The sequence below is a fragment of the Comamonas sp. wu1-DMT genome, assembly GCF_040187805.1.
GTDB classification, from domain to species: Bacteria; Pseudomonadota; Gammaproteobacteria; order Burkholderiales; family Burkholderiaceae_C; genus Comamonas; species Comamonas thiooxydans.
The window spans coordinates 133519-146679 of sequence record NZ_JBANEM010000006.1 but is presented as its reverse complement, the minus strand read 5'-3'; the positions used below and the strand labels follow the sequence as shown (position 1 = coordinate 146679).

The following is a 13161-nucleotide window of genomic DNA, read 5'->3' as shown; positions in this document are numbered from 1 at the left end:
AACAGGAGCTGCTAGCGCCTTTTGATGAATGACTTCAGATGCTTTTTAATCTGAAAATCATTGAGAACAAACGCCAACAGCTCTCTTTTTGAGAGCTATATGCGAGCTCTGATGGCGGCGGGAGCTGTGTGCGTCACCGGACCTTGATGTGATCCAGCGCCGGTGCCCCGGGCGGATATTTGAGCTCCAAATTGCCCAGCACCTCGCGCAACACCGTGGCCACCATCAGATTGCGGTGGGTCTTGGAGTCGGCGGGCACGATGGTCCAGGGTGCCCAGGGCGTGTGCGTGGCGCCCAGCAGCTGGCCGTAAGCCTGCTGGTAGTCGTCCCACTGAGCGCGTACCTTGAGGTCGTTCTCGTCGAACTTCCAGTGCTTGCAGGGGTCGTCCAGCCGCTGCTGCAGCCGCTCGCGCTGTTCGTCCTTGCTGATGTGCAGCATGAACTTGACGATCACCGTGCCGGTCTCGCTGAGCATGCGCTCGAAGTCGTTGATCTGCGCATAGCGTTGGGTCTGCTGCTCGGGCGTGAGCCAGCCGTTGACCACGGGCACCAGCACATCCTCGTACTGACTGCGGTTGAAGAGCACGATCTCGCCCGCACCTGGCAACTGCTGGTGAATGCGCCATAGATAGTCATGCGCCTTCTCGGTTTCGGTGGGCGCCTTCCAGCCCACGGTGCGCACGCCCAGCGGCGACATGCGACCGAAGACTGCGCGCAGCGTGCCGTCCTTGCCCGCGGCATCCATGCCCTGCAGGATGACCAGCAGCTTGAAACGCCGGTCGGCATAGAAAATATTCTGCAGCCCGTCCAGTGCCTCGGCCAGCTGGTTCACGCTGTCCTTGTTATATTGCTTGCCCTTGTCGGAGGAGAAGGGCTTGGCGGACGGGTCGAACTTCTGCAACTCCACTGCGGGCCGAGGGTGTCCGGTGGTCAAACGACTGTCCCGTGGCTGGCCCGGTTGCCAGGGCTGCCATAGCTTGCGCAGCGCCTTGTCCTTGGTCTCGAAAGGATAGATCAAGGACAAGGCGGGTGCTTTTGCCGTGGGCGCAGCGGTCCGGCTCACGGTTTTGGCGGCAGGCTTTTTGCGCGACACAGGCCGGGAGGGCGATGGCTTGGCTGCCTTGGTGGCCTGTACCGATTCGCTGGTCGGAAACGGCAGGCGCTTGCGCGCTGGCTGGCGATCGGGTTCGGCCTGCGCGGCAGACGAGGTAGCGGGGGCGGCTTTGGCGGGCTGACGGGGCATGTATTGAAACTCCTGTGCAGTGCAAATTGATTCGCTATGGAATGACTAGCGGCTGGCGCTTGTACATTCTGCTCCTTAAGCTTTTTTGTCTTCAAGACCAGATGTTGGAGGCCAGCCCATGGAAGCTCAGCGCTCGCGCAGCAGTTGCACAAAGCGCCTGGCCGCCAGACCCTGGGCCCGCTCCTTGGACCAGACCCAGTCCACGAACAAGGTCGTGCCGTTGCTGATGTTGAGCACGGGAATTTCCATCAGCGCACCGCTGCCGATATGCGACTCCACCAGGCCCTTGGGCAGCCAGCCCCAGGCCAGACCTGCACTTATCAGCGAAAGCGCTGCCTGGTGGCTGTCCGTGCGCCAGAGCTGGCGCGCAAACACAAAGCGCGGGTCTGTCTGCTGCGGGTCGCGGCTGGCCACCAGTACCTGACGCGTGGCAGCCAGTTGTTCCACCGTGAGCTGTGGCCGTGTGGTGCGGCCCTGCTCATGCTCGGCCAGCGCCTGCTGCCAGAGCTCGAACTGCGGCGACATCACGGCCACCAGCGTCTCGCGGCCCATTTCCTGGAAACCCTCGCGCCCGTCAATGGCGGGCCGCTCGAACACCAGGGCCAGATGGGCGCGGCCGGCATGCAAAAGCTCCAGCGCATCTGCCTGGGGTGCTGCCAGCACCTCAATCGGCAGCGCAGGAAACTCGCGCACCAGCCGGTTCAGCGGTTCGCTCCAGTGCGTGGCCAGCAGTTCGGGGGCGATGGCCAGCGTCAGCCTTTCCTCCAGCCCGGCATGCAGCGCCTGAGCCTGCCAGTTCAGCAGCTGCAACTGCTCGGCCAGCAGGCGCGCCTGCGGCTCGAGCGCGCGGGCGGCGGCGCTGGGCACGGGCTCGCGTCCGCTGCGGTCAAACAGCTGCAGTTCCAGCTCTGCCTCCAACTGGGCAATGGCCATGCTGACGGCCGAGGGCACACGCCCCAGCTTGCGTGCAGCCGCCGAGAAAGAGCCGGCATCCAGCACGGCAAGAAACAGCGGAACCTGGTCGGCGCTAAAGGGCATGGTGTCGATCTGTCAGAAAAATTGAAAGGAACTGACTTTTATCTTCAATTTATAGAACATACACTGCAGCCCATGTCTCAACAAGCCTCAGCGATGGCATCCGCTTCTTCCTCTGCCGTTTCTCTCAAAAATACCGCCGCTTTTGCCACCCCCGCCAAGGCCAAGGGCCTTCAAGGTCCCAAACGTCGCATCCTCTATGTGGGTCTGTACGAAATCATTGCCATCATCGTCTCCAGCCTGATCTTCATGGCCATCGGCCAGAAGGCCAGCGATTCCGGCGTCATGGCCGTGGCTGCCTCGGTGATCGCGATCTGCTGGAATCTGAGCTTCAACCACCTGTTCGAGAAATGGGAATCGCGCCAGAGTGTCAAGGGCCGCTCCCTGATGCGCCGCGTGGTGCATGCCATCGGTTTCGAAGGCGGCATCGCCGCCATGCTGATCCCGCTGATGGCCTGGTGGTTCGGCATCTCGCTGTGGGAAGCTGCAGTGATGGAAGCCGGTCTGCTGGTGTTCTTCATGGTCTACACCTTTGCCTTCAACTGGGCGTTCGACCGCATCTTCGGCCTGCCGGCTTCGGCCCAGGCCGTGGCTGCATGATTTGAGCCGCACAAGCCTCTGACGCTTGCCCTGAAAGCGCAAGCAGCCATGAAAAAAGCGTGTTCCTGTCAAACAGGAACACGCTTTTTTTGGGGGGCTGATGTAGCGGTCAGCGAAGAATGCTGAGCATGGCCTGCAGCACAAAGGCGTTGATGATGTCGATGAAGAAGGCTCCGACCAGGGGCACGATCAGAAAGGCCTTGTGCGAAGGACCGTACTGGTTGGTGATGGCCTGCATATTGGCCACGGCCGTGGGCGTGGCCCCCATGCCGAAGCCGCAGTGGCCGGCGGCCAGCACGGCGGCGTCATAGTTCTTGCCCATGATGCGGAAGGTCACGAAGGCCGCATACAGCGTCATGACGATGGCTTGCGCGGCCAGAATGACCATCAGCGGGCCGGCCAGGTCGGTCAGCTCCCACAGCTTGAGCGACAGCAGCGCGATGGCCAGATACATGGACAGCGAGGCATTGCCGAAGACGTCGATGGCGCGGTCAAAGACCTTGAAGCCAAACATATAGTCCAGCACGTTGCGGATGATCACGCCTCCCCCCAGCGCCCAGACAAAGGTAGGCAGCTGGATGACCGTTCCCATGGTCAGGCCAGTCATGAATTCGGCAAAGGCCAGGCAGCCAGCGAAGAGGGCCAGTGTTTCCACTGCAGCATCGGCCGTGATCAGGCGCGGTGCCTTGTTGGGCGACTCGAAGTTGGCGACCTCGCTGCCTTCGCTGACCGTGGGCGCATCGGCGCGCAGCTGCTCGGACTCGGTCAGCGGCTGGGCCAACTGATGGCGCGTGATCAGTCGCTTGGCCAGCGGGCCGCCCACCAGGCCGCCGATGATCAGGCCGAAAGTGGCGCAGGCAATGCCCAGGGTGGTGGCTCCCGTGAGACCGTATTGGTTTTCCAGCACCGAGCCCCAGGCTCCGGCCGTACCGTGACCGCCCACCAGCGTGATGGAGCCCGCGACCAGGCCGATCAGCGGGTCCAGTCCCAGCACGGACGCCAGACTCACGCCCACGATGTTCTGCATGATGATGAAGACGGCAATCACGCCCAGGAAGAGGAACAGCGCAGAGCCGCCCTCACGCAGCTTCGCGAAGTTCGCACTCAGGCCGATGGACGAGAAGAACACCAGCATGAACGCCGACTGCAGACTGCCCTCGAAGCTCAGCGCCAGTCCCGTGGTCTGATGCAGCATGAAGATGATGGCCGCCACGACCAGGCCGCCGGAGACAGGCTCGGGAATATTGAAGTCGCGCAGAAAGCGGATATGTCTTGTCATGAGCTTGCCAAGCATGAGCACAAGCACGGCCATGATGAGGGTGTAGTACGCGCCGAAGGTCACGTTCATAGGATCTCCTGGGTGTTCCATGCGAGGGCTGAATGGCCTGCCCGGTCATGGCTGGCAATCGGCTGTGCACGGCTGAGCACATGGACCAGACATTTGCTGTCGATGGTGCCAAAGACTCAAAGATAGGGGCTGTAGGTGCTTGTCCACTCATGGCAGGCGGACCCGCCGGTGCCGGGCTGCCTGAGAGCAGGAAAGCGGTGTGCGCCATTCCTTGCGGATGCGCACCATGTCGGGAATATGCTTGAAATGAGATGGTTGCATTCGTGTTCTGCGAAATTACCTTTTGCCCTGCTCCTGTTTTTGGGGTGTGGAAAGTCGAATCTGCTATAGCCATTCGCATAGAGCTCTCCTGCACAGCCGCGGGGCAAAGCGCCTTGAAGCCCCGATTGCCCGCCCTCGCCGTAGAATGACGGGCTTCACCCCGAGGAGCGCTGCAGCCGGTCATCCCAGAGATGTTTGACCCGTCAGGCTCGGGGTCGCAGATCTGGTTGACGATCTGCTGGCACTCACAACGGCGCTCACCTGTTTTCGATTCTGTTTCTGGTTTTCACACAGGTGAGCTGATGTCCGCTGCTACCCCTTCCACTGCCATTCCTCCCATGCGCCTGTCCGGCCTGGAGCCCGTCTTCATCGGCGATGAGACGCTGTTCGTCAACGTGGGCGAGCGCACCAACGTCACCGGCTCCAAGGCCTTTGCGCGCCTGATCCTCAACGAGCAGTACGAAGAGGCTCTGGCCGTGGCGCGCCAGCAGGTGGAAAACGGCGCCCAGGTCATCGATGTGAACATGGACGAGGCCATGCTGGACAGCAAGGCCGCCATGGTGCGCTTTCTGAACCTGATTGCCTCCGAGCCCGATATCGCCAAGGTGCCGGTGATGGTGGACAGCTCCAAGTGGGACGTGATCGAGGCCGGCCTGCGCTGCCTGCAGGGCAAGGGCATCGTCAACTCGATCTCCATGAAGGAGGGCGTCGAGGAGTTCAAGAAGCACGCCAAGCTGGTCAAGCGCTATGGCGCTGCCGCCGTGGTGATGGCGTTTGACGAAAAAGGCCAGGCCGACACCTTTGCGCGCAAGATCGAGATCTGCGAACGCGCCTACCGCATTCTGGTCGACGAAGTGGGCTTCCCGCCCGAGGACATCATCTTCGACCCCAACATCTTTGCCGTGGCCACCGGCATCGAAGAGCACAACAACTACGGCGTCGATTTCATCGAGGCCGTACGCTGGATCAAGCAGAACCTGCCCGGTGCCAAGGTCTCGGGCGGCGTCTCCAATGTCTCGTTCTCGTTCCGTGGCAACGACCCCGTGCGCGAGGCCATCCACACGGTGTTCCTCTATCACGCGATTGCGGCGGGCATGGACATGGGCATCGTCAATGCCGGCATGGTCGGTGTGTACGATGACCTGGAGCCCCAGTTGCGCGAACGCGTGGAGGACGTGGTACTCAACCGCCGCCCCGATGCGGCCGAGCGCCTGCTCGAGATCGCCGACAGCGCCAAGGGCGCTGCCAAGGACGACAGCAAGAAGCTCGAGTGGCGCGGCACGCCGGAGGCACCGAAGACCGTGGGTGAGCGTCTGTCGCACGCTTTGGTGCACGGCATCACCGACTTCATCACCGAAGACACCGAAGAGGCCTACCAGCAGATCGTGGTGCAGGGCGGCGGTCGCCCGCTGCACGTGATCGAAGGCCCGCTGATGGACGGCATGAATATCGTCGGCGACCTGTTCGGCGCCGGCAAGATGTTCCTGCCCCAGGTGGTCAAGTCCGCACGCGTGATGAAGCAGGCCGTGGCCCACCTGGTGCCCTATATCGAGGAAGAGAAGCGCCAGCAGGAAGCGGCGGGCATGGACGTGACCAGCAAGGGCAAGATCGTCATCGCCACCGTCAAGGGCGATGTGCACGACATCGGCAAGAACATCGTCACCGTGGTCCTGCAGTGCAACAACTTCGAGGTCATCAACATGGGCGTGATGGTGCCCTGCCACGAGATCCTGGCGCGTGCCAAGGCCGAGGGCGCGGACATCATCGGCCTGTCGGGACTGATCACTCCCAGTCTCGAAGAGATGCAGTATGTGGCCGGCGAGATGGACAAGGACGACTACTTCCGCATCAAGAAGATTCCGCTGCTGATCGGCGGCGCGACCTGCTCGCGTGTGCATACGGCCGTGAAGATTGCCCCCAAGTACGACGGCCCCGTGGTCTATGTGCCCGATGCCTCGCGCTCGGTCAGCGTGGCGCAGAGCCTGCTGGGCGACGGCAAGCAGGCCTATCTGGACGAGCTGAGCGCCGACTACGACAAGGTGCGCACCCAGCATGCCAACAAGAAGAAGACGCCGCTGTGGACGCTGGAGCAGGCCAGAGCCAATGCTGCCGTGGTGGGCCATGCGCCTGTGGTGCCGCGCACCCTGGGCCGCCGCGTGTTCAAGAACTTCGACCTGGCCGAAATTGCCCAGTACATCGACTGGGGCCCGTTCTTCCAGACCTGGGATCTGGCGGGTCCCTACCCGGCCATCCTCGACGATGAGGTCGTGGGCGTGGAGGCGCGCAAGGTGCTGGCCGATGCCAAGCTCATGCTGCAGAAGATCATCGACGGCCGCTGGCTGCAGGCCAATGGCGTGATGGGCCTGTTCCCCGCCAATCGCGTGGGCGACGACATCGTGTTCTACACCGACGAATCGCGCAGCCAGGTGCTGACCACCTGGTACGGCATGCGCCAGCAGACCGAAAAGCAGGCCGTGGACGGCCCGGATGGCCGACCCGTGATGCGCCCCAGCCGCTGCCTGGCCGATTTTGTGGCCGCCAAGGAGTCGGGCATTGCCGACTATGCCGGCCTGTTTGCCGTGACCGCCGGCATCGGTGCCGAGAAGAAGGACAAGGAATTCGAAGCCGCGCTGGACGACTACAGCGGCATCATGTTCAAGGCCTTGGCCGACCGCCTGGCCGAAGCCTTTGCCGAATGCCTGCACCAGCGCGTGCGCAAGGATCTCTGGGGCTATGCCGAAGACGAGAACCTGAGCAACGAGGAGCTCATCAAGGAAGCCTACAAGGGCATTCGCCCCGCGCCCGGCTACCCTGCCTGCCCCGATCACACGGCCAAGATCGACCTGTTCAAGGCGCTGCAGGCCGATGAGATCGGCATGACGCTGACCGAGAGCCTGGCCATGAACCCCGCATCCAGCGTGAGCGGCTTCTACATCGGCAACCCCGAGGCCAGCTACTTCAACGTGGGCCAGATCGGCGAAGACCAGCTCGCCGACATGGCCCAGCGACGTGGCATGGATGTCGAGGAGCTGCGCCGCTATCTGGCGCCGAATCTGGGCTGAACCAGCTTCGAGATCGCACTTCGCAAATGAGAAAAGCCAGGGTCGACCCTGGCTTTTCGCTTGGGGCGCGGTGCTCAGAGGCGTTGCTTGAGCACGGGGGCGAGCGTGGCACGCAGTCGGTCGCCGGGCTCTTCGTTCTCGGTCGCACGGATTTCCAGCGAGCGTTCCACCATGCCTATATGTTCCAGCAGCAGCGCCTTGGCACCCTCGGTGTCGCCGCGTTCCAGGGCGGCCACGATGCGTTCGTGCTCGGCGCAGGACTGGCTGGCGCTGTGCGTGGATTGGTAGAGCGTGGCAGCCAGGGTGGTGCGTGCCGTCAGATCGCGCAGCGTGTCGGCCAGCAGCCTGTGACCCATCTGTTCGGCCAGGCAGACATGGAAATCCGCAAGCAGAAAGGCACGCGTGGCGCTGTCCGCCCCGGCGATGGCTTTCTGCTCCTGGGCGATATGGCGGCGCAGTCTGGTGATGACGCGCTGCAGCGGCTTGCCGGCTTCCTGCAATATGCCGGTCTCGATGATCCGCCGTGCAGAGAATGCATCCATGGCCTCGGCGGCCGATGGCTGTACCACGTACCAGCCCCTGCGGGCCTGGACCTGGACAAAGCCGCGAGCCTGCAGCTGCATCAGCGCTTCGCGCACCACGGTGCGGCTGACGTCGAAATTGTTGGCAAGCTCCTGCTCTCCCAGCCGCTCCCCGGGTGCCAGTTTCTGGGCCAGGATGGCTTCGACGACGCGTTCCGCGATGTGCTGTGGAGAGGCAGGAGTCATTGCTGGCTTTAATGGCTGGACTGAGGGATGGGGACTACGACAGGCGGCACGATAGCAGATGCATGGTCTTCTTCTTCGGTCAGTGGCTCGGCCTTGCCGTCAAGTACCGCATGGGCACGTTCGCGGTCGATGTCGCCCTCCCAGGCTGCAATCGCCACAGTGGCCACACAGTTGCCGATCAGATTGCCCAGGGCGCGTGCAATGCCCATGAACCAGTCCACCGACAGCACCAGCACCAGGCCGATCGCAGGGATGGCGGGAATGGCATGCAGGGTGGCTGCCAGCACCACGATGGCCGAGCCCGGTACGCCGTGTGCGCCCTTGGAGGTCACCAGCGCGATGGCCAGAATGGTCAGCAGGTCGGACATGCTGATCGGGGTGTTGGTGGCCTGGGCGATGAAGACCGCAGCCAGTGTGATGTAGATGGAAAACGCGTCCAGGTTGAACGAGTAGCCGGTGGGAATCACCAGGCCCACGGTGGAGTCGCGCACACCCATGTTGCGCAGCTTGGCCATGATCTGGGGCAGCACGCTGTCGGAAGAGGTGGTCGCGAAGACGATGGTCAGCTCCTCGCGCAGATAGCGCAGCAGCTTGATCAGGCTGAAGCCCGACAGGCGCATCACCAGACCCAGCACCACGAACACGAAGATCAGCACCGAGACGTAGAACAGCGCCACCAGCATGCCCAGCTGCTTGAGCGAGCCTATGCCGTACTGGCCCACGGTGAAGGCGATGGCGCCCAGCACGCCCAGCGGTGCCAGCTTGATGATGATGCCCATGACCTTGAACAGAGCCATGGACAAGGCGTCCACCAGCGCGGAGACGGGCTTGCCGCGTTCTCCCAGCATGGTCAGCGCGCAGCCGAACAGCACGGCGAACAGCAGTACCTGCAGCACGTCGCCCTTGGCGAAGGCTTCCACCACGGTGGTGGGAATGAGCTTCATCAGGAAATCCACCGTGCCGCCGCTGGTCAGCTTGTCGGCATTGCTGGCATAGGCCGCCATGGCCGAGGCATCGAGCTTGCTGGTGTCCACGTTCATGCCCACGCCGGGCTCGAAGACAAAGGCCAGCACCAGGCCCATACCCAGGGCGATGGTGGTCAGAACCTCGAAATAGATCAGGGCCTTGACGCCCACGCGGCCTACGCGCTTGAGGTCGCCTGCACCGGCAATGCCGTGCACGACCACGCAGAACACCAATATGGGGATGATCATCTTGATGAGCTTGATGAAGCCATCGCCCAGGGGTTTGAGTTTCACGGCCCATTCAGGGGCCAGTAGTCCGGCGAGCACACCCAGTATGAGTGCGATCACCACCTGTCCGAACAGTGATCTGACAAAGCGGCGCATAGTCGTCTTTCGCAAGTTGTGGAATCTTGTATGCAAGTTGTCTGCAACTTGCATACAAGAATGTAGGCAAGCGAAAGGCGTGCCAGCAGAGGGTATTCCTGCAGATTTGTGTAAATTAGGGGAGGATCAGCCCTGACTTTCACGTATGAAATAAAAGGGCGTTCCGCCTTGGTGCGAGAGGGGGCGCCAGTGTGCACGCGCGTGGTGCGCGGGCTTTGGGCATGCCCAAAGCCAGGGCATGGCGCTTACAGCAGCGGGCTCAGGGCGCCCAGCAGGTTGTCCCAGATGCGCTTCCACCAGGGAGCCGAATGCACCTGTGCCAGCGTCACCACATCGGATTCGTGCAGATAGCTCTGTTGCCGATGACGGATGGCCTCGGTGATGGCTTCGTCGTGCAGCAATACATTGTTTTCAAAGTTCAGGTCAAAGCTGCGCAGATCGAGATTCGTGGAGCCGATCAGGCTGACCGATCCGTCCAGACACAGGGTCTTGGCATGCAGCAGGCCGGGGCGGAATTCGTGGATATGGACCCCGGCGCTCAGCAGCCGCCAGTAATGGCTGCGGCTGACGGCACCGACTATCCATGAGTCATTGCGGGCGGGCAGGATCAGTGTGACCTGCACCTGGCGCAGCGCGGCGGCGCACAAGGCATCTAGCACCGTGCTGTCGGGCACGAAGTAGGGGGTGGAGATCACGACCTCGCGCTGCGCACAGGCCAGCAGGCTGGCAACCAGCTGGGGTGTAGAGCGTGCTCTTTCCGTCGGCCCTTCGGCAATCGCAACGGCATGGAAGCCGTCGTCAGCGGCAGCGCCGGCCTCGGGGGTCGGTGGTGCAAGGCACGCATCAGACTGCGCCCAGTCGCTGGCAAAAGCCTGCTGCATCTGCATGACCACCGGACCCTGCAGGCGCAGCATGATGTCCACCCAGGGGGCATAGCGAGCCTTGATGCGAAAGCCTTCGTCGGCGCAGTTCTGGCTGCCGCAATAGTTGATCCTGCCGTCTATGAGCGTGATCTTGCGGTGGTTGCGCAGGTCGATGCGGCTGGTCAGCATGACTTTGAGCAGATTGCTGATGGGCAGGGCAATCGCCAGGTGCACGCCGGCCTGCCGCATCTGCTGCCACAGTGGCGAGCGCGTCAGTGCGCGCGAGCCCAGACCGTCGACCATGGCCCGGCAGGTCACGCCGCGCTGCGCGGCACGCATCAGGGCATGGGCCACATCGGTGCCGGTGCTGTCGTCCAGCCAGATGTAGTACAGCACATTGATCTCGTGGCGCGCGGCATCCATGTCGGCCAGCATCTGCGCACGGGCATGCGCGCCATCGCGCATGAGCTCGGCCCTGTGGCCGGGCAGCGGTACAAAGCCGTTGATGGACGAGGCATAGCGGAAGGCCGGCAGCCATTGATCGGGAATGGCGGGTCGTGCCTGCGACATGGGGCCGGGTGCGGACGCAAGGGCGCTGCCCCGGGTCTGACAGAACTCGCGCACATTGAGCCTTCTGCGGCCAGGTACACGGCCCAGGGCCACTTCCCCAAACAGGTAGTACAGCAGGCAGCTCACATAGGGCAGCAGCACGATGACCATGAGCCAGGCCAGCCGCACATCGGGCCGCATGTCTCTGCGCAGCAGAATGCGCAGGCCGAAGCCGGCAATCAGCAATACATGAAGAGTCAGCAGCAGCCAGGTCATGAATCAGTGCAGCAACGATGGACCTTGTCGAGCATAACGGGCTCAGGCCTGAGCACAAGCTGCCCGTCGTGGTTCTCATGAAACAGGCGCAAAGACCTTGATGGATCAACGCATGCTGCTATCCATCATGAAGCATCGACAGATCGGCATGGCACTGGCATGGAACCTGCTTCCTTTTTTCGTCAAAGCAAACAAGCAGGGGGGAGTGCATGGAAATGGTGCCATTGACTGCCATCGACAAGGCAGATACCGGTTGGGTCATGGTCGCGTCGGCGCTGGTCTTGCTGATGACCTTGCCGGGCATTGCCCTGTTCTATGCGGGGCTGGTGCGGCGCAAGAATGTGGTCAACACCATGGTGGCCGTGTTTGCGGTGGCCTGCGTGGTCACCCTGACCTGGTTCGGCCTGGGCTACTCGCTTGCGTTCACCGCCGAGTCTGCCTGGCTTGGCAATCTGGGACGAGCCTGGTTTGCCTCGCTGCACTTCGATGGCCGGCGCAGCGTGATCTCGGTCAGCCATCTGGCACCGCATCTGCCCGAGGCGGCCTATGCCCTGTTCCAGGCCGCATTCGCCATCATCACCACCTCGCTGATCGTGGGGGCCGTGGTAGAGCGCATGCGCTTTGCGGCCCTGCTGGTGTTTGCCGCGCTGTGGAGCGTGGTGGTCTATGCGCCGGTGGCCCACTGGGTGTGGGAGAGCGGGGGCTGGCTGAACCAGCTTGGCGCACTGGACTTTGCCGGCGGCGCCGTGGTGCATGTGAATGCGGGCGTGGCGGCACTGGTCTGTGCCTTCATGATGGGGCGCAGGCGCGGCTACGGAACCGAGCCATTCGAGCCGCACAGCCTGGGCTGGACGGCCATGGGCACGGCGCTGCTGCTGTTCGGCTGGTTCGGCTTCAACGCGGGATCGGCCCTGTCTGCCGATGGGCGTGCAGCGCTGGCCTTTGTGGTCACTCTCGTGGCGGCAGCGGCTGCCGGTCTGGCATGGATGGTGGTGGAATGGCTGGTTCGCGGTGCTCCGACCTTGTTGGGCCTGCTCTCGGGCATGGTGGGCGGACTGGTGGCCATCACACCGGCTGCCGGCTTTGTACAGGTGGGCAGTGCGGTGTGGATAGGCTTGATTGCGGGCGCAGTCTGTTTCTGGGGCGCAACCTGGCTCAAGCGCCGTCTCGGGGCCGACGACTCGCTCGATGTGTTCGGCGTGCATGGCGTGGGCGGCATTGTGGGCTCCATCCTCACGGCGGTGTTTGCCGACCCCCTGATTGCGGGCACAGGCGCCACGGTGGTGAACCAGTTGATTGCCGTGGCAGCGGTGGCTGCCTACAGCGGCGCAGCCACGGCCGGGGTGCTGGTGCTGATCCGTCTGCTGATGCCTTTGCGTGTGGATGCCGTGCAGGAAATGGAGGGCCTGGATATCAGTCTGCATCTGGAGCGTCAGCACTAGTGATCCATCAAAGACAGGAGCGGTGTATGGAGGACAGCGATCGAGTGGCGGTGGCCGCACATCTGCATGTGGTGCTGCGGCGCAAGACGGGCCGGGTGACCGATACCGAATGGATGGCCTGCAACCAGGCCTATGCACAGGCCATGGTGGCTTTTGCGCTGGAGCATGCGCGAGAGCAACAGGACGAGGAGCTGGCGCGCCTGGCCCGGCGTCTGCAGGGCAGCTGGAGCGGCGACAAGCCCCGGCATGCAGCGCCTGCCGAGACTGCGCAGAGCGACAGCTCGGTCACCACCAAGGCCGCCGAGATACTGCGCACCTCGGCACGCTATATCGGCGGGCTGCGCTGAGGCACAAGCAGGACCTGAG

Annotated in this window: 10 protein-coding genes and 1 riboswitch; of the genes, 4 read left to right on the top strand and 6 right to left on the bottom strand. The window is 63.0% G+C overall.

Annotation, left to right across the window (positions count from 1 at the left end; all coding sequences use genetic code 11):
- Positions 1–133: 133 nt before the first annotated feature.
- Together V8Z78_RS11030 and V8Z78_RS11025 are read right to left on the bottom strand one after the other, a co-directional pair.
- Complete coding sequence (locus tag V8Z78_RS11030; RefSeq protein WP_349731362.1) at positions 134–1243, bottom strand: PPK2 family polyphosphate kinase; 1110 nt, start codon at positions 1241–1243, stop codon at positions 134–136.
- Positions 1244–1369: 126 nt separating this feature from the next.
- Positions 1370–2281: a LysR family transcriptional regulator gene (locus tag V8Z78_RS11025; RefSeq protein ID WP_003069589.1), complete on the bottom strand. Its 912-nt coding sequence runs from the start codon at positions 2279–2281 to the stop codon at positions 1370–1372.
- 93 nt (positions 2282–2374) lie between these two features.
- Between V8Z78_RS11025 and V8Z78_RS11020 the strand changes: the two genes are divergently transcribed.
- Positions 2375–2878 (top strand): PACE efflux transporter, encoded by a 504-nt coding sequence (locus V8Z78_RS11020; RefSeq protein WP_003069587.1) that lies wholly within the window; start codon positions 2375–2377, stop codon positions 2876–2878.
- Positions 2879–2987: 109 nt separating this feature from the next.
- Here V8Z78_RS11020 and gltS read toward each other — a convergent pair whose 3' ends face one another.
- The gene (gene gltS / locus V8Z78_RS11015; RefSeq protein WP_003069585.1) at positions 2988–4226 is read right to left on the bottom strand and encodes a sodium/glutamate symporter; all 1239 of its coding nucleotides are present in this window, start codon (positions 4224–4226) and stop codon (positions 2988–2990) included.
- Positions 4227–4643: 417 nt separating this feature from the next.
- Positions 4644–4753: riboswitch (S-adenosyl-L-homocysteine riboswitch) on the top strand.
- A gap of 36 nt (positions 4754–4789) precedes the next feature.
- On the opposite strand from gltS, the gene metH reads away from it, so the two are divergent.
- Complete coding sequence (metH, locus tag V8Z78_RS11010; protein ID WP_003069583.1) at positions 4790–7549, top strand: methionine synthase; 2760 nt, start codon at positions 4790–4792, stop codon at positions 7547–7549.
- Positions 7550–7623: 74 nt separating this feature from the next.
- On the opposite strand, the gene V8Z78_RS11005 is transcribed toward metH, so the two are convergent.
- From V8Z78_RS11005 to cls, 3 genes are all read right to left on the bottom strand, one after another.
- Complete coding sequence (locus tag V8Z78_RS11005; RefSeq protein WP_003069582.1) at positions 7624–8316, bottom strand: GntR family transcriptional regulator; 693 nt, start codon at positions 8314–8316, stop codon at positions 7624–7626.
- Between the two features lie 8 nt (positions 8317–8324).
- Positions 8325–9665, bottom strand: a complete 1341-nt coding sequence (locus tag V8Z78_RS11000) for a C4-dicarboxylate transporter DctA (RefSeq protein WP_179627415.1) — start codon at positions 9663–9665, stop codon at positions 8325–8327.
- Between the two features lie 245 nt (positions 9666–9910).
- Complete coding sequence (gene cls / locus V8Z78_RS10995) at positions 9911–11353, bottom strand: cardiolipin synthase (protein ID WP_179627274.1); 1443 nt, start codon at positions 11351–11353, stop codon at positions 9911–9913.
- A gap of 209 nt (positions 11354–11562) precedes the next feature.
- On the opposite strand from cls, the gene V8Z78_RS10990 reads away from it, so the two are divergent.
- Together V8Z78_RS10990 and V8Z78_RS10985 are read left to right on the top strand one after the other, a co-directional pair.
- On the top strand, positions 11563–12795 hold the full coding sequence (locus V8Z78_RS10990) for an ammonium transporter (RefSeq protein WP_179627273.1): 1233 nt from the start codon (positions 11563–11565) through the stop codon (positions 12793–12795).
- A 26-nt stretch (positions 12796–12821) separates the two neighbouring features.
- Positions 12822–13142, top strand: a complete 321-nt coding sequence (locus V8Z78_RS10985) for a hypothetical protein (RefSeq protein ID WP_003069574.1) — start codon at positions 12822–12824, stop codon at positions 13140–13142.
- The last annotated feature ends 19 nt before the right edge of the window (positions 13143–13161 follow it).